23 protein-coding genes, 1 tRNA gene and 1 pseudogene are annotated in these 21,580 nt (G+C 67.8%); 5 read left to right on the top strand and 20 right to left on the bottom strand.

Going from position 1 to position 21,580, the window contains the following annotated elements:
- Positions 1-252: 252 nt before the first annotated feature.
- Positions 253-1,455 carry a class I SAM-dependent methyltransferase gene (locus I7X39_RS11635; RefSeq protein ID WP_198111327.1) on the bottom strand — a complete coding sequence of 401 codons (1,203 nt, stop codon included), beginning with the start codon at positions 1,453-1,455 and terminating at the stop codon, positions 253-255.
- A 52-nt stretch (positions 1,456-1,507) separates the two neighbouring features.
- Between I7X39_RS11635 and I7X39_RS11630 the strand changes: the two genes are divergently transcribed.
- Complete coding sequence (locus I7X39_RS11630) at positions 1,508-2,761, top strand: hypothetical protein (RefSeq protein ID WP_198111326.1); 1,254 nt, start codon at positions 1,508-1,510, stop codon at positions 2,759-2,761.
- On the opposite strand, the gene argJ is transcribed toward I7X39_RS11630, so the two are convergent.
- Positions 2,758-3,984, bottom strand: coding sequence for a bifunctional glutamate N-acetyltransferase/amino-acid acetyltransferase ArgJ (gene argJ, locus I7X39_RS11625; RefSeq protein WP_198111325.1), 1,227 nt, complete (start codon positions 3,982-3,984; stop codon positions 2,758-2,760). The two genes, I7X39_RS11630 and argJ, sit on opposite strands and share 4 nt — an antisense overlap.
- 166 nt (positions 3,985-4,150) lie before the next feature.
- Complete coding sequence (gene secA, locus I7X39_RS11620; protein WP_198111324.1) at positions 4,151-6,889, bottom strand: preprotein translocase subunit SecA; 2,739 nt, start codon at positions 6,887-6,889, stop codon at positions 4,151-4,153.
- 138 nt (positions 6,890-7,027) lie between these two features.
- On the opposite strand from secA, the gene I7X39_RS11615 reads away from it, so the two are divergent.
- Positions 7,028-7,348 carry a hypothetical protein gene (locus I7X39_RS11615; protein ID WP_198111323.1) on the top strand — a complete coding sequence of 107 codons (321 nt, stop codon included), beginning with the start codon at positions 7,028-7,030 and terminating at the stop codon, positions 7,346-7,348.
- 2 nt (positions 7,349-7,350) lie between these two features.
- Here the strand turns inward: I7X39_RS11615 and I7X39_RS11610 are convergent.
- The 6 genes from I7X39_RS11610 to petA all read right to left on the bottom strand — a co-directional run bounded on the left by I7X39_RS11610 (position 7,351) and on the right by petA (position 11,498).
- Positions 7,351-7,426: transfer RNA gene (locus tag I7X39_RS11610), tRNA-Thr, on the bottom strand.
- A 28-nt stretch (positions 7,427-7,454) separates the two neighbouring features.
- Positions 7,455-7,934 carry a ClpXP protease specificity-enhancing factor gene (locus I7X39_RS11605; RefSeq protein ID WP_198111322.1) on the bottom strand — a complete coding sequence of 160 codons (480 nt, stop codon included), beginning with the start codon at positions 7,932-7,934 and terminating at the stop codon, positions 7,455-7,457.
- A 10-nt stretch (positions 7,935-7,944) separates the two neighbouring features.
- Complete coding sequence (locus I7X39_RS11600; protein WP_127684191.1) at positions 7,945-8,562, bottom strand: glutathione S-transferase N-terminal domain-containing protein; 618 nt, start codon at positions 8,560-8,562, stop codon at positions 7,945-7,947.
- 96 nt (positions 8,563-8,658) lie between these two features.
- Positions 8,659-9,417 (bottom strand): cytochrome c1, encoded by a 759-nt coding sequence (locus tag I7X39_RS11595; protein ID WP_198111321.1) that lies wholly within the window; start codon positions 9,415-9,417, stop codon positions 8,659-8,661.
- 20 nt (positions 9,418-9,437) lie between these two features.
- Entirely contained in the window at positions 9,438-10,898 is a 1,461-nt protein-coding gene (locus I7X39_RS11590) for a cytochrome b (protein WP_198111320.1), read from the bottom strand.
- A 9-nt stretch (positions 10,899-10,907) separates the two neighbouring features.
- The gene (gene petA, locus I7X39_RS11585) at positions 10,908-11,498 is read right to left on the bottom strand and encodes a ubiquinol-cytochrome c reductase iron-sulfur subunit (RefSeq protein ID WP_198111319.1); all 591 of its coding nucleotides are present in this window, start codon (positions 11,496-11,498) and stop codon (positions 10,908-10,910) included.
- A 240-nt stretch (positions 11,499-11,738) separates the two neighbouring features.
- On the opposite strand from petA, the gene mscL reads away from it, so the two are divergent.
- On the top strand, positions 11,739-12,158 hold the full coding sequence (mscL, locus tag I7X39_RS11580) for a large conductance mechanosensitive channel protein MscL (RefSeq protein ID WP_198111318.1): 420 nt from the start codon (positions 11,739-11,741) through the stop codon (positions 12,156-12,158).
- Positions 12,159-12,227: 69 nt separating this feature from the next.
- Complete coding sequence (locus I7X39_RS11575) at positions 12,228-14,477, top strand: DUF1631 family protein (RefSeq protein ID WP_198111317.1); 2,250 nt, start codon at positions 12,228-12,230, stop codon at positions 14,475-14,477.
- On the opposite strand, the gene pdxA is transcribed toward I7X39_RS11575, so the two are convergent.
- Together pdxA and I7X39_RS11565 are read right to left on the bottom strand one after the other, a co-directional pair.
- Complete coding sequence (gene pdxA / locus I7X39_RS11570; protein ID WP_198111316.1) at positions 14,429-15,451, bottom strand: 4-hydroxythreonine-4-phosphate dehydrogenase PdxA; 1,023 nt, start codon at positions 15,449-15,451, stop codon at positions 14,429-14,431. The genes I7X39_RS11575 and pdxA overlap by 49 nt on opposite strands.
- The gene (locus tag I7X39_RS11565) at positions 15,448-16,197 is read right to left on the bottom strand and encodes a Nif3-like dinuclear metal center hexameric protein (RefSeq protein ID WP_198111315.1); all 750 of its coding nucleotides are present in this window, start codon (positions 16,195-16,197) and stop codon (positions 15,448-15,450) included. Before I7X39_RS11565 ends, pdxA begins: the two co-directional genes overlap by 4 nt.
- Before the next feature lie 14 nt (positions 16,198-16,211).
- On the opposite strand from I7X39_RS11565, the gene I7X39_RS11560 reads away from it, so the two are divergent.
- Complete coding sequence (locus tag I7X39_RS11560) at positions 16,212-17,270, top strand: S1C family serine protease (protein ID WP_198111464.1); 1,059 nt, start codon at positions 16,212-16,214, stop codon at positions 17,268-17,270.
- On the opposite strand, the gene tatC is transcribed toward I7X39_RS11560, so the two are convergent.
- From tatC to I7X39_RS11520, 9 genes and pseudogenes are all read right to left on the bottom strand, one after another.
- Positions 17,249-18,040 (bottom strand): twin-arginine translocase subunit TatC, encoded by a 792-nt coding sequence (gene tatC / locus I7X39_RS11555; protein ID WP_198111314.1) that lies wholly within the window; start codon positions 18,038-18,040, stop codon positions 17,249-17,251. The genes I7X39_RS11560 and tatC overlap by 22 nt on opposite strands.
- A complete protein-coding gene (tatB, locus tag I7X39_RS11550) occupies positions 18,037-18,474 on the bottom strand; it encodes a Sec-independent protein translocase protein TatB (protein WP_198111313.1) in 438 nt (145 codons plus the stop codon). The genes tatC and tatB overlap by 4 nt, the downstream gene beginning before the upstream one ends.
- 33 nt (positions 18,475-18,507) lie before the next feature.
- The gene (tatA, locus tag I7X39_RS11545) at positions 18,508-18,744 is read right to left on the bottom strand and encodes a Sec-independent protein translocase subunit TatA (RefSeq protein ID WP_198111312.1); all 237 of its coding nucleotides are present in this window, start codon (positions 18,742-18,744) and stop codon (positions 18,508-18,510) included.
- 108 nt (positions 18,745-18,852) lie between these two features.
- Positions 18,853-19,200 (bottom strand): histidine triad nucleotide-binding protein, encoded by a 348-nt coding sequence (locus tag I7X39_RS11540; protein ID WP_198111311.1) that lies wholly within the window; start codon positions 19,198-19,200, stop codon positions 18,853-18,855.
- Positions 19,201-19,210: 10 nt separating this feature from the next.
- A complete protein-coding gene (locus I7X39_RS11535; RefSeq protein ID WP_198111310.1) occupies positions 19,211-19,573 on the bottom strand; it encodes a DUF4870 family protein in 363 nt (120 codons plus the stop codon).
- A gap of 3 nt (positions 19,574-19,576) precedes the next feature.
- On the bottom strand, positions 19,577-19,903 hold the full coding sequence (locus I7X39_RS11530) for a phosphoribosyl-ATP diphosphatase (RefSeq protein WP_198111309.1): 327 nt from the start codon (positions 19,901-19,903) through the stop codon (positions 19,577-19,579).
- Positions 19,900-20,316: a phosphoribosyl-AMP cyclohydrolase gene (hisI, locus tag I7X39_RS11525; RefSeq protein ID WP_310739915.1), complete on the bottom strand. Its 417-nt coding sequence runs from the start codon at positions 20,314-20,316 to the stop codon at positions 19,900-19,902. The genes I7X39_RS11530 and hisI overlap by 4 nt, the downstream gene beginning before the upstream one ends.
- Before the next feature lie 93 nt (positions 20,317-20,409).
- Positions 20,410-20,724, bottom strand: a pseudogene (locus I7X39_RS23245) (NUDIX domain-containing protein); the annotation flags it as partial.
- Positions 20,717-21,580 (bottom strand): ATP-binding protein, encoded by an 864-nt coding sequence (locus tag I7X39_RS11520; RefSeq protein WP_198111308.1) that lies wholly within the window; start codon positions 21,578-21,580, stop codon positions 20,717-20,719. The gene I7X39_RS11520 and the pseudogene I7X39_RS23245, both read right to left, overlap by 8 nt.

Here is a 21,580-nt window from a genome sequence, read left to right as displayed (position 1 = left end):
GCGCTTGGGGCCCGAGCCCGATCGCGAAACTGCCGCCCCATGACGACGCGCAGCCCCCAGCAGGTTTCTGCAGGGCCGCGGCAAGCCCTGGCGCTGCGCCGCGGGCCGGCCTGCGTCTGTCCATCGACGCCGCAATCGTCGATTGCGCCACTGCCGGTCTCGCAGCCCCACGCCTCGGCGTCAAAGGGCGAGTCCATGGTGGCCGCTGCGCTTGCCCCGGGGCCGCATCCCCGGGGCAGGCCAGCGTTTTGCCTAGGTCTGGCCCACCAGCAAACGCTCCAGCGCCTGCTCGCGCACGCCCCAGAAGTCCTTCAGCGCCCGCGCCTGCTCGGTGGCCTGCTGCTGGCGCTCCGCGCTGGGCTGCGCCCGGCGCACGGCCTGGATCATCTTGTTCTTCTGCGTGTGCTCCAGGGCGATGAACTCGAACACCTGGGTGTCGTAGCCCTGGCTTTCCAGCAGCAGCGCGCGCAGGCCGTCGGTGAGCATTTCGGCCTCCTGGCCCAGGTGCACACCGTGCTTGAAGAGCGGGCGCAGCACACCCGGCGGCTGCAGCTGGCCGCGCAGCTGCTTGTGGCAGCAGGGCGCGCTGAGGATCAGACGCGCGCCGGCGCGCAGGCCGTGGTGCAGCGCGTGGTCGGTGGCGGTGTCGCAGGCGTGCAGGGCGATCATCACGTCCAGGGGCTGCACCTGCTCATGGCCCACATCGCCCTGGCTGAAGCTCAATCCTTCCAGCCCCAGGCGGCGCGCGATGGTCTCGGTCTGATCGACCAGCTCCTGGCGCAGCTCGACGCCGCGCACCTGCGGCAGCCAGCCGCCACGCCGCAGATGCTCGTGAACCGCGAAAGTCAGGTAGGCCTTGCCGCAGCCGAAGTCGGCCACGCGCACGGGCTGGCCTGGGTTGAGGCCGGCGGCGCGCAGACCGGCATCGAAGATCTCGACGAAGTGGTTGATCTGCCGCCACTTGCGCGCCATCGCAGGCACCAGTTCGACCTCGCCGCCGCGACCGATCTGCGCCAGGCACAGGGCCTGCCAGACCGGTTCTTCCAGGTGCAGCCAGCGCGTCTTCTCGCGGTTGTGGCCGGCCGCGGCCGCAGCCGGCGCCGCCCCCTTGGAGTGCTGCACCAGGCGCGCGCGGCCCTTTCGGTTGAAGTCCAGCTGCCAATGCCCCCCCGCGCCCTGCAGGCGCGCCGCCCGCAGCAGCGGGCCCAGATGCGCCTGCAGCACCGCCAGCGCCTCGTCGGGGCTGAGGTTGCGGGTGATGTCCTTGGTGGCATGGCGGAACACCAGCTGCAGCGCTCGGCCCTGCTTCAGCTGCACCGGGCGCAGCAGCAGGCGCTGCAAGTCGCCCGCCTGGGCCGTGGGGGCACTCAGCTGCAGCTCCAAGCCCGCGTCCTCGTGCAGGGCGGGTGCACACAACTGCCAGAAGCGCAACAGCGCCAGATCCTGTTCACTCATGGGCTGAATTGTCCGCGCCGTAGCATCCCCCCTTCCCCACCTGCCGCCCACCATGCCCTTGCCGCTTGAGGACATCCAGGCCGCCGTCTGCGCCTGGCACAACCGTCACCCGCTGGCGGCGCGCATCGGCGCGGAAGCGGTGCACAGCGTGGGCTGGGTGGCGCTGCCCTTCATGAAGGCCGCGCAGGCGCAGGAGCCCTCGCTCGATGCCGCGGCCAGCGAGGCGCCCACCCTGGTGGAGCCGCGGCCGCGCTGGCAGCTGCCGAGCTGGACGCGCCGTCAGGCGCGCGGCAGCGGCCCCTGGCCGGTGTTCAGCGAAACCTTCATCGAAGGCTTGAAACCGCGCCGCGTGGCCGCCTTTGCCGCCCTGCATGCCTGGCACCAGCCGCTCGACGATGGCTCGGAATGGCCGCAGCGCCGCGTGGAGGTGGACAGCGCGCTGGCCGAGGCCTGCCCCGGCGCCTGGCCCACCGAGCGCTGGCTGGTGGCCGCCGCCGTCGACCACCAGGGCGAACGCCTGCGCGTGCTGGTGGGCGAGCACCAGGGTCGCCTGGCCGTGCTGGGCAGCACCCGCCACTGGGAGCGCCCGCGCCTGGCGATTGCGGGAGCCTTGGCGGCCTTTGCGGCCCTGGCGCTGGCCTGGCTGCTCTGGCCCGCCGGCACGGCCCAGGCACCCGCCCAGGTACCCACCCCTGCGCCCGCCGCCAGCGCCGCCTCAGCGGCGGCTTCGGCCCCCGTGCCCGCCTCGGCCCCGGCCAGTGCGGCATCGGCCAGCGCGGCAGCGCCGGTCGACGCTGCGTCGATGCCCGCCTCGGCCGTCGCTCCGGAAGCGGCGTCGGAGCCGGCCTCGGAGGCCGCCTCCGGCATTCCCGACATCCGGCCGCGCCTGGGGCCCGTGCGCCGCAGCCCGCGCGAGGTGCTGCAGGGCAAGGCCAACGCGCCGGGCGCTCCCGTGAGCGCCACACCCGCCAGCAGCCCAGCCAGCCCGCCTGCCGGCGCCAGTGCACCCTACCGCGGCGCCGCCACGCCCGAGCAGCTGCGCCTGCAGAACGCCGCGGCCGGCCCGCAAGTGGCCCTGGTGAGCCCTGGCTTTGCCAACAAGGCCGAGGCCGAAGCCCAGCTGGAGCGCATGCGCACCCATGTGCGGACGATCGTCAGCGACGCCGCGCTGCTGCAGGCCGAGGTGTTTGAAACCCCGCAAGGCTGGCGCGCCGCAGTCTGGCCCTTCGGCACGCGCGAGGAAGCCCAGATCGTCAACGCCACCATGGTGGCGCGCGGCTGGAAGACCCGCGCGGTGGACTTTTAGGACCGATAGTCCGCGTTGATGCGGACGTAGTCTTCGCTGAAGTCGCAGGTCCAAACTGTGCTGCTGGCCGTGCCGCGGCCCAGGTGCACACGCACCAGGATGTCGCTGGCGGCCATGACCTTGGCGGCCTCGGCTTCCACGTAGGCGGGGTGGCGGCCGCCCTGGGTCACCACATGCACGTCGCCCAGGTGCATCTCGATGCGGTTCTGGTCCAGATCGGCAATGCCGGCGTAGCCCACCGCGGCGAGGATGCGGCCGAGGTTGGGGTCGCTGGCAAAGAAGGCCGTCTTCACGAGCGGTGAGTGGGCCACCGCATAAGCCGCCAGCCGGCACTCGGCCTCGTCACGGCCGCCGTCGATCTGCACGCGGATGAACTTGGTGGCGCCCTCGCCGTCGCGCACGATGGCCTGGGCCAGCTGCACGGCCAAGTCGTTCAGCGCGTCGCGCAGCGCCTGGCCGGCGGGGCTGTTCAGGTCCGTGATGGGCGCATGGCCGGCCTTCTGCGTGGCCACCACGACGAAGCTGTCGTTGGTGCTGGTGTCGCCATCCACCGTGATGCGGTTGAAGCTCGCATCGGCCGCCTCGCGCGCCAGCGCGTTCAACAGACCAGGGTCCACGCAGGCATCGGTGGCGATGAAGCCCAGCATGGTCGCCATATTGGGGCGGATCATGCCGGCGCCCTTGGCGATGCCGGACAGGGTCACCGGGCGGCCCTCGATCTCGATCCGGCGCGAGGCCGCCTTGGGCAAGGTGTCCGTGGTCATGATGGCCTGGGCGGCCTCGAACCACTGCGCGGGGGCGGCGGCGGCAATTGCGGCGTCCAGCCCGGCCTCGATGCGCTCGACCGGCAGGGTTTCCATGATCACGCCGGTGGAGAACGGCAGCACCTGCTCGGCCTGGATGCCGAGCTTGGCCGCCAGCGCCACACAGCTGCGCTTGGCACGCGCCAGGCCATCGGCACCGGTGCCGGCATTGGCATTGCCGGTGTTGATCAGGAAGGCGCGGATGCCCGGGCGCTGCAGGTGCTCGCGGCACAGCTGCACGGGAGCGGCGCAGTAGCGGTTCTGCGTGAACACGCCGCCCACGGCCGCGCCCTCGTCCAGCAACCACACCGACAGATCCCGCCGCCCCGGCTTGCGGATGCCAGCCATGGTGGAGCCGATGCGCACCCCCGGCACGGGCAAGAGGTCGGCAGGATTGGGGGCTTGCAGATCGACGGGCATGGTGGACTCCTAAGGGGCCGCGGATTCTAGAAACGACAAGGCCGCCCAAGGGCGGCCAAGTCAAACGAAGTCAGCGGGGATCATGTGACACCGCGGAATCGGCTTGGCCGGGCCGCTGGTGTCGCCCCCTGGGGGGAGGCGGCCCCTTGGGCCGCTTCGGGGGGGGTCAAGCCAGCTTTCCGTGGCAGAACTTGAACTTCTGCCCGCTGCCGCAGGGGCAGGGATCGTTGCGACCGACGCCGGCGAATTGGTTGGGTTCGGCCTCCTGCGACACCGAACCATCTTCGTTCGGATGCGTATAGGTCATGTTGCGCGGCGCTTCGGCGGCGGCCGCACGGGCCGCCGCCTCCGCAGCGGCCTGGGCCTCGGCCTCGGTCTGGATGCGCACGTTCATCAGCACTCGCGTCACTTCCAGCTTCACGGCATCCAGCAGCTGGGCGAACAGCTCGAAGGCCTCGCGCTTGTATTCCTGCTTGGGGTTCTTTTGCGCATAGCCGCGCAGATGGATGCCCTGGCGCAGGTAATCCAGCGCCGCGAGGTGCTCGCGCCAGCGATGGTCGATGCTCTGCAGCAGCACCATGCGCACGAAGGGCATGAACTGATCGGCGCCGATGGCCTCGACCTTGGCATTGAAGGCCTGGTGCGCGGTCTGGATGACCTTGGCGAGGATGTCCTCGTCGGTGATTGAGTCCGAGGCCTGGGTCATGCCCAGCAGGTCCAGGTCGAGTTGCCACTCGTCCTTCAGCACGCGCTGCAGGCCGGGCAGATCCCATTGCTCTTCCAGGCTTTCGGCCGGCACATGGGCACGCACCACGTCGGTGATGGCCCCCTCGCGCAGATGCGTAATCTGCGGCATCAGGTCGGCGGCTTCGAGGATGTCGTTGCGCTGCTGGTAGATGACCTTGCGCTGGTCATTGGCGACGTCGTCGTACTCCAGCAGCTGCTTGCGGATGTCGAAGTTGCGCGCCTCGACCTTGCGCTGCGCGCTCTCCAGCGAACGGCTGACGATGCCGGCCTCGATGGCCTCGCCATCGGGCATCTTCAGACGCTCCATGATGGCCTTGACGCGCTCGCCAGCAAAGATGCGCATCAGCGGATCGTCCAGCGAGAGGTAGAAGCGCGAGGCACCCGGGTCGCCCTGGCGACCCGAACGGCCACGCAGCTGGTTGTCGATGCGGCGGCTCTCATGGCGCTCGGTCGAGACCACGCGCAAGCCGCCCGCCGCCTTGACCTGCTCGTGCAGGCCCTGCCATTCGTCGTGCAGCTTGCGGATGCGCGCTTCCTTCTCGGCGGCGGGGATCGACTCGTCGGCCTCGAGGATCTGCACCTGCTTCTCGACGTTGCCGCCCAGCACGATGTCGGTACCGCGGCCGGCCATGTTGGTGGCGATGGTGATCTGACCCGGACGACCGGCCTGGGCAATGATCTCGGCCTCGCGCTGGTGCTGCTTGGCATTCAGCACGTTGTGCGGCAGCTTGGCCTTTTCCAGCAGCGTGGAGACGATCTCGGAGTTCTCGATCGAGGTCGTGCCCACCAGCACCGGCTGGCCGCGCTCGTGCGCCGCGCGGATGTCTTTGACGACCGCCTCGTACTTTTCCTTCGTGGTCTTGTAGACCAGGTCAAGCTCGTCCTTGCGGATGGTCGGCTTGTTGGGCGGGATGACCACCGTTTCCAGGCCGTAGATCTCTTGGAATTCGTAGGCCTCGGTGTCGGCCGTGCCCGTCATGCCCGACAGCTTGCCGTACATGCGGAAGTAGTTCTGGAAGGTGATCGAGGCCAGGGTCTGGTTCTCGGCCTGGATGGCCACGCCTTCCTTGGCCTCGACGGCCTGGTGAAGGCCGTCGCTCCAGCGCCGGCCGGTCATGAGGCGGCCGGTGAACTCGTCCACGATGATGACTTCGCCGTTTTGCACCACGTAATGCGTGTCGCGCTGGAACACATGGTGGGCGCGCAAGGATGCGTACAGGTGGTGCACCAGCGAGATGTTGCTGGGGTCGTAGAGGCTCGCGCCCTCGGGCAACAGCCCGGCCTGGTTCAGCAGGCGCTCGGCGCTCTCGTGGCCGGCCTCGGTCAGGAAGATCTGGTGCGACTTCTCGTCCACCGTGAAGTCGCCCGGCTCGATGACGCCTTCGCCGGTGCGCGGGTCGGCCTCGCCGATCTGCTTCTTCAGCTGCGGCGCGATGGCGTTGATGCGCAGGTAGACATCGGTGTGGTCGTCGGCCTGACCCGAGATGATCAGCGGCGTACGCGCCTCGTCGATCAGGATCGAGTCCACCTCGTCCACGATGGCATAGGCCAGGCCACGCTGCACGCGGTCCTCGGTCATCTGCACCATGTTGTCGCGCAGGTAGTCGAAGCCGTATTCGTTGTTCGTGCCGTAGGTGATGTCGGCGTTGTAGGCCTCCTGCTTGGTCTCGCGCGGCACATGGCTCTGGTTGATGCCGACCGTCAAGCCCAGGAAGTTGTACAGCTTGCCCATCCATTCGGCGTCGCGGCGGGCGAGGTAGTCGTTCACCGTCACCACATGCACGCCCTTGCCGGTCAGCGCATTCAGGTAGACCGGCAGCGTGGCCATCAGGGTCTTGCCTTCACCGGTGCGCATCTCGGCGATCTTGCCGGCATGCAGCACCATGCCGCCGATCAGCTGCACGTCGAAGTGGCGCATCTTCAGCACGCGCTTGCTGCCCTCGCGGCACACGGCAAAGGCTTCGGGCAGCAGGTTGTCCAGGCTTTCCCCACCAGCCACACGCTGCTTGAACTCGGCGGTCTTGGCACGCAGCGCCTCGTCGCTCAAGGCCTCGATCTGGGGCTCCAGCGCGTTGATGGCCTGCACCGTCTTGCGGTACTGACGCAGCAGGCGCTCATTGCGGCTACCAAAGATGGAGGTGAGGAGCTTGGGCAACATGGGTGATCGCTGTTCTAGGGGTGCCGGTTCGGCAAGCCGCGCCAGTTTGGGGCGGAACGCCGCTTCACAAGGGCGGCAAACCCGGCACGGGGCTCGGGCAAAGCGCGCGATGTTAGCAGCGGCCCCTACACTGAGCCCATGGTCCAGCCGCGCCGAGTCAAGCCCAGCGTTCCGGCCCCGTTGACGGTCGGTCAGGCCTTGCGCGCCAGCAACCAGCTCGTGCACTTGGGGGAGTTGATGGCCGGCTCGCGAGCTCGGCTGGAATGCGTAAAGGCCGCCGTGCCGCGCAGCCTGCATGGCGCCCTGCTGCCCGGCCCGTTGGATGCCGAAGGCTGGAGCCTGCTGGTGCGCAATGCCGCGGCGGCCGCCAAGCTGCGCCAGCTCAAGCCCCATCTGGAGATGCTGCTCAAGGAGCGCTACGGGCCTGAGGAGAACTTGCGCATCCGCGTGATGGCGTGATGTGGTGCCGGCTGTCCGAATCGAACGGACGACCTTCCGCTTACAAGGCGGGTGCTCTACCAACTGAGCTAAGCCGGCTGAGGCCTGCGCGGCAGGCCTGGTGCGCTTACTTGACCCGTTTCAGGGTCGGGCGCGGCCCCGGATCCTCGGGCGGCGGATTGTCACCGCATTTCTCGGCGCTCTTGTCGGCGCCTTTGCCAGGCTGAGGCGCCAGACGCAGCGCCGGTGCTTCGGGTTCCTGGGCGGCCTCCGCGGAGGCCTCTGGCGCCGGAAAGGCCATGCCCTGGCCGTTTTCGCGGGCGTAGATCGCCAGCACCTGACCCACGGGCACCTGCACCTCGCGCGCCACGCCGCCGAAGCGGGCCTTGAACTCGATCCACTCATTGCCGATTTGCAGGCCTTGCGTGGCCTCCAGACCGACGTTCAGTGTGATCTGCCCGTCGCGCACGAACTCCATGGGCACGCGCACGCCAGCACCCAGCTGCACGGCCAGGTAGGGCGTGAAGCCGTTGTCGCAGCACCACTCGTGCAGCGCGCGGATCAGATAGGGCCGGGTCGAGGGCAGATCGTCGGGCGTCGCTTGCATCGTCGGCCGATCAGCGGCGCATCACCTTCTCGGACGGCGTCAGCGCCTCGATGTAGGCCGGGCGCGAGAAGATGCGCTCGGCGTACTTCAACAGCGGCGCGGCGTTCTTGCTCATGTCGATGCCGTAGTAGTCCAGGCGCCACAGCAGCGGAGCGATGGCGACGTCGAGCATCGAGAAGTCGTCGCCCAGCATGAACTTGTTCTTCAGGAAGATCGGCGCCAGCTGCGTCAGGCGGTCGCGGATCTGGCTGCGTGCCTTCTCGAGCTGCTTGTCGGTGGGCTTGGGGCCGCCGCTGCGGTTCTCCAGGATGTTCACGTAGGCGAACAGTTCCTTTTCGAAGTTCAGCAGGAACAGACGCACGCGGGCGCGGGCCAGCGGGTCACCGGGCATCAGCTGCGGGTGCGGGAAGCGCTCGTCGATGTACTCGTTGATGATGTTGCTCTCGTACAGGATCAGATCACGCTCCACCAGGATGGGCACGTCGTTGTACGGGTTCATCAGCGCGATGTCTTCGGGCTTGGCGAACAGGTCCACATCGCGGATCTCGAAGTCCATGCCCTTCTCGAACAGGACGAAGCGGCAGCGGTGCGAGTAAGGGCAGGTCGTGCCCGAGTAGAGGACCATCATGGTGCTGGACTCCGAAGTCAGATCAAAAAACAAAGACGCAGTGCGCGGCCGGACTCACCGAGGCCCCGCACTGCGCCGGGAAGTAGGCGCAGGGGCTTACTTCACATCCTTCCAATAGACCGCATTCAGGCGCCAGGCGAACAGGGCAAAGATGCCCAGGAACACCAGCACGCCCACGCCGAGGCTGAAGCGCTGCTTCTGCTGCGGCTCGGCCATCCAGTTCAGATAGGCCACCAGATCGCCGACCGCGCTGTCGTACTGCTGCGCGCTCATCTGACCGGGCTTCACCACATCCCAACGGCCGGTGAAGACATGGACCTTGTGGCCATGCTCTTCACGCTCCTCGAACACCGGCTTGCGCTCGCCCTGCAGTTCCCAAAGCACATGGGGCATGCCGATTGAGGGGAAAACCAGGTTGTCCCAGCCCGTGGCCTTGGTGTCGTCGCGGTAGTAGCTGCGCCACAGGGTGTAGAGGTAGTCGGCCCCGGTGCCCTTGGCGCCATCGGCCCGCGAACGGGCGACCAGGGTCAGATCCGGCGGCGTGGCACCAAACCAGGCCTTGGCTTCCTTGGGATCGATCGCGGACTTCATCTGCTCGCCCACCTTGTCGGTAGTGAACATCAGGTTGTCCTTGATCTGCTCCTTCGTCAGGCCAATCTCTTGCAGCCGGTTGAAGCGGTGGTAGGCCGCGCTGTGGCAGTTCAGGCAGTAGTTGGCGAACAGCTTGGCACCGTTTTGCAGCGCCGCCATGTCGCTCATCTTCTCCGTCGGGAAGCGATCCCAGGCCACGCCGCCGCCCGAAGCGAAGGCGCTCAGGCTCAGGGCAGTCATCAGGGAGGCGAGGATTTTCTTCATGGTTGTTCGTCTCCGGGCGATCAGTGGGCGTGGAAGGTCACGCGGTCGGGCGGAGTCTTGAACTCGCCCTTGACGCTCCACCAGGGCATCAGCAGGAAGAAGCCCATGTAGAACAGCGTGCCGATCTGCGACACGATGGTGCCGGCCGTGCTCGGCGGCTGCACACCCAGATAGCCCAGGATCAGGAAGACCACCACGAATACGGCATAGAGCCACTTGTTCCAGTCCGGGCGGTAGCGGATCGACTTCACCGGCGACTGGTCGAACCAGGGCAGGAAGAAGAGGATCACCACGGTGCCGCCCATCACCACCACGCCCCAGAACTTGGCGTCGAAGCCGGCCAGCAGCGGGTTGGTAATTTCCATGCCCATCCAGCCGCCCAGCACCGCCGGCACGCCGAACAGGAAGAACAGCACCGCCATCAGGCCCCAGTAGCCGCTCTTGAACCAGGCCGGCAGGCTGGAGCGACGCACCGAGATCAGGCCCACGAGCACGAAGAACAGCCACATGAAGGGCATGAAGGCCGAGGTGGTGGCACGCAGCATCGAGTAGAAGGGCGTGAAGTACCAGACCGGGGCGATGTGCGCCGGCGTCTTCAGCGGATCGGCCGGGATGAAGTTGTTGAACTCCAGGAAGTAGCCACCCAGCTCCGGCGAGAAGAACACGATCGCGCAAAACACCATCAGGAACAGCGACACGGCGTAGATGTCGTGCACCGTGTAGTAGGGGTGGAAGGGCACGCCATCCAGCGGACGACCGTTCGCGTCCTTGTGCTTCTTGATTTCCACGCCGTCCGGGTTGTTCGAGCCCACGTCATGCAGTGCCAGCAAATGCGCCACCACCAGGCCCAGCAGGACCAGCGGCACGGCGATCACGTGGAAGCTGAAGAAACGGTTCAGGGTGGCGTCGGACACGACGAAGTCACCGCGGATCATCAGCGCCAGGTCCGGCCCCACGAAGGGAATGGCCGAGAACAGGTTGACGATCACCTGGGCACCCCAGTAGCTCATCTGGCCCCAGGGCAGCAGATAGCCCATGAAGGCCTCGGCCATCAGGCACAGGAAGATCGCGCAACCGAAGATCCAGACCAGCTCGCGTGGCTTGCGGTAGCTGCCGTAGATCAGGCCGCGATACATGTGCAGGTAGACGACGACGAAGAAGGCCGAGGCGCCCGTGCTGTGCATGTAACGCACCAGCCAGCCCCAGGGCACGTCGCGCATGATGTACTCGACCGAGGCGAAGGCCAGGTTCGCGTCGGGCTTGTAGTGCATCACCAGGAAGATGCCGGTGACGATCTGGATCACCAGCACCAAGAGGGCCAGGGAACCGAAGATGTACCACCAGTTGAAGTTCTTCGGCGCGTAGTACTCCGACATGTGGACCTTGTAGGCATCGAACGCGGTCGGGAACCGGTTCTCCAGCCAGGTCATGGTCTTCACGCCCACCGAGGCGCCCGCGGGCGCTTCCTTGAATTCGGCCATGTTGGGTCCTTATGCCTTCTTGTCTTCGCCGATCAGCAGCTTGGTGTCGGACAGGTACATGTGCGGGGGCACTTCCAGGTTGTCCGGCGCCGGCTTGTTCTTGAACACGCGGCCGGCCATGTCGAAGGTCGAGCCGTGGCAGGGGCAGAGGAAGCCGCCGTTCCAGTCATCGGGCAGCGAGGGCTGGGCGCCGGTCTGGAACTTGTCGGACGGCGAGCAACCCAGGTGCGAGCAGATGCCCACGGCCACGAAGTACTCGGGCTTGATCGAGCGGTACTCGTTCTTGGCGTAGTCCGGCGTCGGGTAGGCGGTGCGCTTGGAATCCGGGTCGGCCACCTGGGGCGTGGTCTTCTTCAGGGCCTCGAGCTGTTCGGGCGTGCGGCGCACGATCCAGACCGGCTTGCCGCGCCATTCCACCGTGAGCTTCTCGCCCGGCTTCAAGGCACCGATGTCCACCTCGACGGCGGCCCCGGCGGCCAGCGCGCGCTCGGAGGGGCTGAAGGTCTTCACAAACGGGACGGCCACCGCCACCCCGCCCACTGCGCCCGCGCATCCCGTGGCGATCATCCACGTGCGCTTGCTGTTATCCACATCGCTCATGAGCATCCTCTGGCGGGTTTTCTGATTCTTCGGGCACGCCGCTCCGGAGGGTCCGGAGCCCCTCGGGCGAGGGGGCAGGCGCACTGAGCATGCTGCAAAAGGGGCAAGCACGCTCGCAAAGCGGCGCGGATTCTAGCGGCAGGGTCAAGGCCTTCCTGGGGGCGCCCTCGGGAAAGTCGCCACAAGCCGCCCCGCCGTCATGCTCACAATGCGCCCCTCCCCATCCAAGAGGTCCAGGCCATGAGCTTTTTCTCCGAGTTCAAGGAATTCGCCGTCAAGGGCAATGTGATCGACCTAGCGGTCGGCGTCATCATCGGCGGCGCCTTCGGCAAGATCGTCGACTCGCTGGTGGGCGACGTCATCATGCCGGTGGTGTCAAAGATCTTCGGCGGCCTGGACTTCAGCAACTACTTCATCCCGCTGGCCGGCCAGACGGCCGCCACGCTGGCCGAGGCCAAGAAGGCCGGTGCCGTGTTGGCCTATGGCAGCTTCATCACGGTGGCCCTGAATTTCATCATCTTGGCCTTCGTGATCTTCCTGATGGTCAAGCAGATCAATCGCATCAAGCGCGAGGCGCCCGCGGCAGCCCCGGCCGAACCCGCCCCGACGCCCGAAGACATCGTGCTGCTGCGCGAGATCCGCGACAGCCTCAAGCGCTGAAACAACCCGCTCTTCCGGCATGATGGGCGCCCCTGGGCGCCCTCTCGCTTTCTCGCGCGGCTCCAACCCATGTCCACCCCACTCTCTCCCCACCTCCAGCTCTCCCTGCAGCGCCTCAGCCAGGCTTTCGAGCAGGCGCTCGAGCGCACGCAGGAAGTCACTGGGCAGCTGGCAGGCTCGGCCCTCAAGACCTCGCGGCGCGACGAGCTTCTGCTCACGCAGGCCCTGCTGCGGCAGCAGCACACGCAGTGCATCGGCAATTTCGAGCACAGCCTGAAGCAGCAGTGGGAGCAGGCCCGCACGGTCGGCGAGCCCGTGCGCAACCGCCCCTCCGCCTGGGGGGAGCTATCGCTGATGGATGACTCCGCGGTAGATGCCCTGGTGGCGGCGGACCGCATCGGCAAGGCGCTGGGCCATGGCTGCGAATGGGAGTTGCGCGACGTCGAATCCTTCGTCGGTGCGCTGCTGAACGACGACGAGGCGGGCCCGGACCGCAACCCGGTGCGCCCCGAGATCGTCGCCCGGGCACTGATGTATGCGGTGGACGAACTCACCGACCAGGCCAATTTGCGCCAGACCCTGAGCGAAGAAATCACGCGCAGCCTGTCGCTTCAGATGAAGCTTTGCTACGCCGATCTGGCTGTGCAGTTCCGCCAGCGCGGGCTGAAGGCGCAGGACTTGCGTGCGCTCACCAGCGAGTCCGCCGTACGGCCGCCCGGCAGCCCGGCTGCAGGTCCGGATGCCCAAGGCGCTGCCCCAGGCGGTCAGCCTGTCGCGCCGGCGCCCATCGGCGCCCAGGGCGGACTGGGCCATGTGGAACCCATGGTGATGGACCTGCTGCGGCGCCTGCATGTCGCCACGCCGGCGGTCAGCATGGCAGCGCTGGCCGATCCGAGCGCCACGGCGGCCATGCCGGGCAATCTGATTCACCAGCACCGTGACGAGCTGCGTCAGGCCACTCACACACCGCTCGACCACATGGTGATCGACGTGGTGGCGAGCCTCTTCGACGCCATCCTGGCCGACCCCAAGGTGCCGCCCCAGATGGCGCGCCTGCTCGGACGCCTACAGCTGCCGGTGCTGCGCGCCGCACTGGGCGACACCAGCTTCTTTGCCAAGCGCAACCACCCGGTGCGCCGCTTCGTCAACCGCCTGGCCTCATTGGCCTGCTCGTTTGAGGACTTCAGCCGCGACCCCGGCCTGGGCTTCCTGAAGCGCGTCTCCGAGCTGGTCGAGGAGATCGCCGGCGGCGACTTCGAGCGCATCAAGACCTACGAGAACCAGCTCGACCAACTCGACGCCTTCATCGCTGGTCAGGCCCAGCAGACCCTGCAGGCGCAAGGCCAGGACACCGCCGCGCTGCTGGAGCGCAAAGAAGCATTGGCGCGCCAGCGCCTGCAGTACCAGAAGCAGCTGGAGAAGGCGCTGGGCGATCTGCCGCTGCCCGAGTTCCTGCGCCGCTTCCTGGCGCGCGATTGGGGGCCGGTGATCGTCGAGGCCTCCACGAAGGGCGAAGCGCAGGAACTGATGGCGCGCCGCCAGGGCCGTGATCTGGCGGTCTCGGTGCTACCCAAGGGCGGCTCGCCCGCGCGCAAGGACTTCCTGGCCCAGCTGCCGCTGCTGGTGCGTGGCGTCAACCTTGGCCTGGACACGGTGGGCAGCCCGGAGGCGATCCGCAAGCAGCTGTTCGCCGACCTGCTGCCCGTGCATGCCGAGTCGCTCAAGACCCCGAGCCTCTCCCCGCTGGACCACAACCTGCTGGTCAAGCGCATCGAGGCGGCCTTCGGTCTGGCGGTGCCGGGCGAAGCGGAGGCCCTGCGCGCCACGGCGGCGCTGGACATCGATCTCGAACAAGTCTTCGCCCCCGAAGAGGCCAGCCAGGTCGGCCTGGTGGCCGAGGCCCAGGTGGCCTGGAACGGGCAGGTCGACATCGACCTGGGCGCCGAGCCCGAGGCGCCCTTGCAGGCGGTTGACATCAGCATCGATGGCCTGCCTGAGGCCGAAGCACCCGAGCCGACCTCAGGCACCGCCCTGTTCGACCACTTGCAACTGGGCTGCGCCTACCGCATCCACACTGGCACGGACTGGAAGAAGGTCAAGCTGACCCACATCAGCGCGCAGCGCAGCTTCTTCATCTTCACCGAGGGCGAGCAGTTCCCGAAGACGGTGACGATGACCGCGCGCATGCTGCGCCGGCTCTGCGAGACCGAGCGTCTGCGCACGGTGGAAAACGCCTTCCTGCTGGAGCGCGCCACCGCACGCGCGCGCAATCAGCTCGCGGCCTTGCTGCCGGCTGCGAAGGCGGGCGCCACCCGCTGATCCGACAGGCGTGCGGCCAGCCGCCACGCCGCCAGCAGGCTGCGCGGGTCGGCCAGGCCGCGGCCCGCGATGTCGAAGGCGGTGCCGTGGTCCGGGCTGGTGCGCACAAAGGGCAGACCCAGGGTCAGGTTCACGCCCTCGTCCAGGCCCAGGTACTTGATAGGGATCAGGCCCTGGTCGTGCGTCATCGCCACCACGGCGTCAAACTCGCCGGTGCGCGCGCGCATGAAGACGGTGTCCGGTGCGAAAGGGCCTTGCGCATTGATTCCCACGGCGCGGCAGTCGGCCACGGCCGGCGCGATCTCGCGCAGTTCCTCGTCGCCAAACAGTCCACCCTCGCCCGCGTGCGGGTTCAGCCCCGCCACCGCGATGCGCGGCGCCGCCAGGTCGAAGGGGCCGCGCAGGGCGGCGTCCAGCATCCGCACCGTGTCGCGCACCGAGGCACGGGTGACGAGGTTCACGGCCTCGCGCAGCGCCACATGCACGGTCACCAGGACGACGCGGAGCTCTTCGTTCACCAGCATCATGCGCACCGCAGGCACGCCCGCCAGGGCCTGCAGCATCTCGGTGTGGCCGGGGTAGTTCACCCCCGCGGCGTGCAAGGCCTCCTTGTGGATGGGGGCGGTCACCAGTCCGCTGCCCTGCCCCGCTTGGATGGCCGCCACGGCGGTCTCGATGCAGCGCGCCGCGGCCCGACCGCAATCGGCGCGCACCTGCCCTTGCTCACCCACCAGCAGGGAATCCGGCAGGCCGGGCGGCTCCCAGACCGCCAGCGCACCGGGTGGTGCCGGCTCGTCGGGCGTGTCCAGCACGGCCAGGGGCCGCTGCAAACCACACTGGGCCAACGCGCGGCGCAGCACCGCCGCCGAACCCACCACCGTGGCCGGCCCGGGCGGACGCTGCGCCCAGGCCTTGACGATCAGCTCCGGGCCGATGCCGGCCCCATCGCCCTGGGTCAGAAGGATGGGCTTCATGCCGGGTTGTCCAGATCGCAGAACTGCCAGTCGAGCGCAAAGCGTTGCGCCAGATGCGCCCCCAGGGCTTGCACGCCGTAGCGCTCGCTGGCATGGTGACCACAGGCATAGAAGGCCACGCCGGTCTCACGTGCCAGGTGCAGCTGGGGCTCGCTCATTTCACCGGTGACGAAGGCATCCACGCCCGCTGCAATCGCCGCTTCGAAATAGCCTTGTGCACCGCCGGTGCACCAGGCCACGCGGCGCAACGGGCGGCCGTCGCCAGGCAGCAGGGTCACCGGGCGCTGCAGCGCCGCCTGCAACTGCTGCTGCAGGCCTTGGGCCGACAGAGCCTGCGGCAGCGCACCCGCAAACACCAGCTGCTGCTCGCCCAGGCGTTGGTCCGCCACCCAGCCCAGGCGCGCCCCAAGGGCGGCGTTGTTGCCCCATTCGGGGTGAGCATCCAGCGGCAGGTGATAGGCCAGCAGGTTCAGGTCCGCCCCGAGCAGCAGCCCCACGCGCTGGCGCAGCCAGCCGGTCAGGCGGCCGTCCTGACCCCGCCAAAACAGGCCGTGGTGCACCAGCAGCGCATCCGCGCGCCACTCCAGCGCCTGCTCGATCAGCGCCCGGCTGGCCGTCACGCCCCCCATCAGGCGCTGCACCTGCGGCCGGCCTTCCACCTGCAGGCCATTCGGTCCGTAGTCCTTAAACTGGCTCACGCACAGGGCGTCGCTGAGGTAACGCTCGAGTTCCGTGCGTTCGACCATGAGGGGGATCCTTGCTGAAGCGGCTGTGGTTGATTTTCGCCCAGGCCTGTACGGTGCTTCTGGCCGCCGGCTTCGTGTTGCTGACGCTGAAGCCGCAATGGTTCGAACGCGCGGCACCGGCACCTGCCACGAGTGCCGGCGAGCTGAGCCTGGCCGCACGGCGGGCCGCCCCGGCCGTGGTGGCCATCGATGTGGAGCAGCAGCGCGGCGAGCCCGGCGCGGGCATGGGTTCCGGGGTGATCGTCGATGGCCAGGGCCTGGTGCTGACCAATCACCATGTGGTGCAGGGCGCGCGCCGCATCGAGGTGGAACTACAGGACGGCCGCCGCGTGGAGGCCACGCGCGTGGGCAGCGACCCCGAGACCGATCTGGCCCTGCTGCGCATCCAGCTGCCCGGCCTGCCGGTGGCGCGCTGGGGCGACTCCAAGGCCCTTCGCGTGGGTGACCCGGTGCTGGCCATCGGCAACCCCTTTGGCGTCGGCCAGACCGTGACGGCTGGCATCGTCAGCGCGCTGCAGCGCCGCCAGCTCGGCATCAATGTGTTCGAGAACTTCATCCAGACCGATGCGGCCATCAACCCCGGCAACTCCGGCGGCGCGCTGGTGGACCGCGAGGGTCGCTTGGTCGGCATTCCGAGCGCGATCTACTCGCGCAGCGGTGGCAGCCTGGGGGTGGGCTTCGCCATCCCAGCCGAGCTGGCGCGCGAGGTACTGCAGGCCCTGCAGCGCGACGGCCGCGTCATCCGCGGCTGGATCGGCGTGCAGACGCGCTCGCTGACACCCGAGCTCGTGCAGGCGCTGAAGCTGGGCAGTTCGGAAGGGGTGCTCGTCAGCGCCGTGGTGGCTGGCGCGCCGGCGGCGCGGGCGGGCGTGCAGGCCGGCGATGTGCTCAAGGCCGTCGCCGGTCAGGCGGTGCACAGCCCGGAGCAGCTGCTGGAGCGTGTGGCCGCGCTCGCCCCGGACAAGCCGGCCCGCCTCAGCCTGCTGCGCGGCAGCAAGGCGCTCGACGTGCAGGTTCAGGTGGGCGTGCGGCCGCGCGCGGACCAGCCGGATCAGCCGGACGTCGAGGACTGAGTCTCGTCGCCGCCCTTGTTGCGGCGCAGCAGCACCGCGGTCCAGATGCCGATCTCATACAGCACGCACATCGGAATGAAGAGCGACAGCTGCGAGATCACGTCCGGCGGCGTGACGATGGCCGCCACCACGATGGACACGACGGCAAAGTAGCCGCGCCACTCCTTGAGTTTTTCCACCGACACGATGCCCAGGGCCGCGAGCACCACCACGGCCACCGGCACCTCGAACGCAATGCCGAACACCAGGAAGAGCGTGAGCACGGTGCCGAAATACTGTTCGATGTCCGGCGCCACCTGGATCGCCGTGGGCGCCACCGCCACCAGGAACTTGCTCAGCGCCGGCAGCACGATGAAGTAACAGAACGCCACGCCGACGAAGAAGAGCAGCGTGCTGCTGACCACCAGGGGCAGCACGAAGCGCTTTTCATGCGAGTACAGGCCAGGCGCCACAAAGGCCCAGAGCTGGTAGAGCACGAAGGGCAAGGCGATCAGGAAGCCGCCCATGAGCGTGATCTTCAGCGGCACCATGAAGCCGGAGAACACGCCCGTGGCGAGCAGCTTGGTGCCCGTGGGCAGGCTGCGCGTCATCGGCTCGGCCAGCAGGTCGTACAGACCGGCCGGGCCCGGCCACAGGCAGAGCAGGCCAAAACCCAGGCCGATGGCCAGCAGCGCGCGCACCAGGCGGTCGCGCAGCTCAATCAGGTGTTCGACGAAGGGCTGCTCGGTACCGGCCAGTTCGTCGTCAGGGTCTTGCGGTTTGGAGCTCATCGACGGGGGCGGTGGCGGGCCACGCGCGCGGCGCCGGATTGAACATGGCGCCGCACCCCGTTGCGCTGCTTGAACCAGACCGGCGTGTTGGAGCGCCGGATGCGCCAGTTCTTGCGCGGCGGCTTGTAGGGTGCCGGGCTCCAGTTGGGTTCGGCAGATTCGCCGCTGGCCCAGGTTTCGTTGAAGGTCGTCTGCACTTCGTTCAGGCTGCCGCTGACTTCTGCTGCAGCCTCCTGGAATTGCGACTTCATCTTGTTGAGCTCATCGAGCTCCATCGAACGGTTCACCTCGGCCTTGACGTCCGCCACATAGCGGCGCGCCTTGCCCAGCAGGTGGCCCGCCGTACGCGCCACCTTGGGCAAGCGTTCCGGCCCGATGACGATGAGCGCCACCACGCCGATCATGGCGAGCTTGTCCAGACCCAGGTCCAGCATGGGCGCCTTTGCGTGCTAGGAGCGGCGAACCGCTCAGGAATGGGTCTTCTTCTCGGTCGCCTGCACGTCCACCGTGTTGGCGTCATTCGCTTGGCCGACCCGCTGCTGCGGATCGTTCGGAGCAGGCGCACTGCCGTCCTTCATGCCGTCCTTGAAACCCTTGACGGCTGCACCGAGATCGGAGCCCACGTTCTTGAGCTTCTTGGTACCAAACACCAGCACGACCACCAACAGCACGATCAGCCAGTGCCAAATGCTCAAACCACCCATTACATGCTCCAGAGATAGAGAGTGCGATTCTAGGTCGCGGTGTATGGCGTGGATTTGACGGGGGACAGGTTTGTCACCGCTGGCGGCAGTGCTGAAACCGGCCGCAAATCAGCCTTTGGCCCAAGGACGCGGCCCGCCCATGACGTGCATGTGCAGGTGCATCACCTCCTGCCCACCATCACGCCCGGTATTGATCAGGGTACGGAAGCCCCCGCTCACGCCCAAGTCACGCATCAGCTTCGGGGCCAGCACCATCATCTTGCCCGCCAGGCTCTGGTGCTCGGGGCCGAGATCGGCGTGGCTGACGATGTGCAACTTGGGCACGATCAGCACATGCACCGGCGCCCAGGGCTGGATGTCGTGGAAGACGATCAGATCCTCGTCCTCGAACGCCTTCTTGGAGGGAATCTGGCCGGCAACGATCTTGCAGAAGATGCAGTTCGGGTCGTGGCTCATGGGGAATCTTTCAGGAAGTGGCCATGGGGCGCCGGCCTTGCAGCGCGCTCCAGCCGGTGACGATGCGGTAGAGGAACCAGAGCGAGATGCAGAACCAGGCGATCCAGCCGGGCACGATCAGCAGGAACCACAGCCAGCTCGTCAGCAGATAGGCCAGGCCGGCGAACAGCACCGAACGCAGGCGCCAGCGGAAATGCGACTCCAGCCAACTGCCCTGGGCGTCGCCGCGCTTGACCAGGTCGATGACGATGGCGATCAGCAGCAGCGCCACGCCGGGCTGGAAACCCGGCAGCACCGCACCGATGGCGACGATGGCGTGCAGCACATAGCTGACCAGGCTGACGTTGTAGAGGCCTTGTTCCTGCGGGTTCATCGCTCACTCCTTGGGGCGGGAAGCAAACTCGGCCAGGCCTGAGAGGCCCTCGCGGCGCGCCAGTTCGGCCAGCACAGCCTCGGGGCGCACGCCCAGTTCGGCCAGGGCCAGCAGGCTGTGGAACCAGAGGTCGGCGGCTTCGTAGGTGAGCTTCTGGGCATCACCATCCTTGGCGGCCATGACGAACTCGGTGGCCTCTTCGCCCACCTTCTTCAGCATCGCGTCCAAGCCCTTGGCGGCCAGCTTGGCCACGTAGCTGCTGCCGGGGTCGGCCGCGGCACGGCGTTCGGCAATCGTGTCGGCCACGCGGGCCAGCACCTGATCGTTCATCGGTAGATCCTCTCGGGGTCGCAGAGCACCGGCTCGACGGCCTGCCAGCCTTCGCCATCGAGCTGGAGATAGAAGCAGGAATGGCGGCCGGTGTGGCAGGCGATGCCGTGCTCCTGCTTCACTTTGAGCAGGATGACGTCCTGGTCGCAGTCCAGGCGGATGTCGTGCACGGTCTGCACATGGCCCGACTCCTCGCCCTTGTGCCAGAGCTTGTTGCGGCTGCGGCTCCAGTAGACGGCCTGGCCGCGTGCCCAGGTCTGCAGCAGGGCTTCGCGGTTCATCCAGGCCACCATCAGCACGTCGTTGCTGCCCTGCTCCTGGGCGATCACCGGCACCAGGCCGCGCTCGTCCCAGCGCACCTGGTCCAGCCAGGCTGGGGCGGTGGACGGCTCCTTCGAATAAGTAGCGCCCACGTGCCCCTGCTCGGCGGCCAGCCAGTCCAGCACCGGCACGGTGCCGGGCAGCACCGGCCACACGCTCGTGGGCAGGCGCTGCCAGGCCATGCGTTGGCCTTCGCGCATGTGCAGCTCGCCCCGCCATTCGCGCACCTTCAGGAAGTGCAGGCGCACGGTGGCGTGCGGGTAGCTGATCGTCTCGATGCGCCAGGGCTCGCTGGTGCCGATGGTGATGCCGAGCTCCTCATGCAGTTCACGCGCCAGAGCCTGGTGGGCGTCCTCGCCGGGCTCGAACTTGCCACCCGGGAACTCCCAGTGGCCGGGGTAGACCTTGCCGGGCGGGCGCGAGGTCAGCAGGAATTCCTGGTCGGCAGCGCGCAGCAGCACGCCCACCGCCACATCGGTCGGTTGTTTCACATCAGACATTCGAGCGGCCCGCGGCATCGCGGGCGAATTGGTAGGCCACACGGCCACTGCGCGAGCCGCGTTCCAGCGCCCAGACCAGGGCTTGGGCACGCAGTTCGTCGTTCATCGCCAAGCCGAAGCCCTGCAACCATTGGGCGCAAATGGCCAGGTACTCGTCCTGGCTGAAGGGGTAGAAGCTGATCCACAGGCCGAAGCGCTCGGACAGCGAGACCTTTTCCTCCACCGCCTCGCCGGGGTGGATCTCGCCATCGGGCCCCCGACCGCGGGCTTCGAGGTTGTCCTTCATCTGCTCGGGCATCAGGTGGCGGCGGTTGCTGGTGGCCACCACCAGCAGGCGCTCGGAACCCGCGGCCACGGTGCCGTCCAGCACGGACTTCAGGGCCTTGTAGCCGCCCTCCCCGGCCTCGAAGCTGAGGTCGTCGCAGAACACCAGGAAGTGTTCGGGGCGGCGCGCCAGGGCTTCGGTCAGCAGCGGAAGTTCGTGCAGATCGTCCTTGTCCACCTCAATCAGGCGCAGCTCCGGCCATTCGTTCAGCGCGGCCTTGACGAGCGAACTCTTGCTACAGCCGCGTGCACCCGAGAGCAGCACATGGTTGGCCGGGCGACCGGCGGCGAACTGGGCCAGATTGCGCTGGAAGCGCGCCTTCTGCGGCTCGATCTCCAACAAATCGGCAAAGCGCAAGGGCGCGAGCTGTTGGATGGGCTGCAGCTGCAGGGCGGTGCCCAGGCGGCGCAGGCGCCAGGCACGCGCCGCGCCCCAATCGGGTTCGAGCAGGCCGCCGGCCTGGCGGGCATCGATGCGCTCGAGCAGCTGCACGCAGCGCTCCAGCAAGTCGGCAGGGCTGATCACATCCAT

This window comes from Inhella proteolytica (genome assembly GCF_016093275.1).
Taxonomy (GTDB): Bacteria; Pseudomonadota; Gammaproteobacteria; order Burkholderiales; family Burkholderiaceae_C; genus Inhella; species Inhella proteolytica.
The sequence above is the reverse complement of the archived record's forward strand: the minus strand, read 5'-3'. Positions and strand labels throughout refer to the sequence as shown.

Bases quoted from the DNA above. Each gene is read 5' to 3' on its own strand.
- I7X39_RS11635 (WP_198111327.1), bottom strand. From the start codon at position 1,455: ATGAGTGAACAGGATCTGGCGCTGTTGCGCTTCTGGCAGTTGTGTGCA.
- I7X39_RS11630 (WP_198111326.1), top strand. From the start codon at position 1,508: ATGCCCTTGCCGCTTGAGGACATCCAGGCCGCCGTCTGCGCCTGGCAC.
- argJ (WP_198111325.1), bottom strand. From the start codon at position 3,984: ATGCCCGTCGATCTGCAAGCCCCCAATCCTGCCGACCTCTTGCCCGTG.
- secA (WP_198111324.1), bottom strand. From the start codon at position 6,889: ATGTTGCCCAAGCTCCTCACCTCCATCTTTGGTAGCCGCAATGAGCGC.
- I7X39_RS11615 (WP_198111323.1), top strand. From the start codon at position 7,028: ATGGTCCAGCCGCGCCGAGTCAAGCCCAGCGTTCCGGCCCCGTTGACG.
- I7X39_RS11605 (WP_198111322.1), bottom strand. From the start codon at position 7,934: ATGCAAGCGACGCCCGACGATCTGCCCTCGACCCGGCCCTATCTGATC.
- I7X39_RS11600 (WP_127684191.1), bottom strand. From the start codon at position 8,562: ATGATGGTCCTCTACTCGGGCACGACCTGCCCTTACTCGCACCGCTGC.
- I7X39_RS11595 (WP_198111321.1), bottom strand. From the start codon at position 9,417: ATGAAGAAAATCCTCGCCTCCCTGATGACTGCCCTGAGCCTGAGCGCC.
- I7X39_RS11590 (WP_198111320.1), bottom strand. From the start codon at position 10,898: ATGGCCGAATTCAAGGAAGCGCCCGCGGGCGCCTCGGTGGGCGTGAAG.
- petA (WP_198111319.1), bottom strand. From the start codon at position 11,498: ATGAGCGATGTGGATAACAGCAAGCGCACGTGGATGATCGCCACGGGA.
- mscL (WP_198111318.1), top strand. From the start codon at position 11,739: ATGAGCTTTTTCTCCGAGTTCAAGGAATTCGCCGTCAAGGGCAATGTG.
- I7X39_RS11575 (WP_198111317.1), top strand. From the start codon at position 12,228: ATGTCCACCCCACTCTCTCCCCACCTCCAGCTCTCCCTGCAGCGCCTC.
- pdxA (WP_198111316.1), bottom strand. From the start codon at position 15,451: ATGAAGCCCATCCTTCTGACCCAGGGCGATGGGGCCGGCATCGGCCCG.
- I7X39_RS11565 (WP_198111315.1), bottom strand. From the start codon at position 16,197: ATGGTCGAACGCACGGAACTCGAGCGTTACCTCAGCGACGCCCTGTGC.
- tatC (WP_198111314.1), bottom strand. From the start codon at position 18,040: ATGAGCTCCAAACCGCAAGACCCTGACGACGAACTGGCCGGTACCGAG.
- tatB (WP_198111313.1), bottom strand. From the start codon at position 18,474: ATGCTGGACCTGGGTCTGGACAAGCTCGCCATGATCGGCGTGGTGGCG.
- tatA (WP_198111312.1), bottom strand. From the start codon at position 18,744: ATGGGTGGTTTGAGCATTTGGCACTGGCTGATCGTGCTGTTGGTGGTC.
- I7X39_RS11540 (WP_198111311.1), bottom strand. From the start codon at position 19,200: ATGAGCCACGACCCGAACTGCATCTTCTGCAAGATCGTTGCCGGCCAG.
- I7X39_RS11535 (WP_198111310.1), bottom strand. From the start codon at position 19,573: ATGAACCCGCAGGAACAAGGCCTCTACAACGTCAGCCTGGTCAGCTAT.
- I7X39_RS11530 (WP_198111309.1), bottom strand. From the start codon at position 19,903: ATGAACGATCAGGTGCTGGCCCGCGTGGCCGACACGATTGCCGAACGC.
- I7X39_RS11520 (WP_198111308.1), bottom strand. From the start codon at position 21,580: ATGGATGTGATCAGCCCTGCCGACTTGCTGGAGCGCTGCGTGCAGCTG.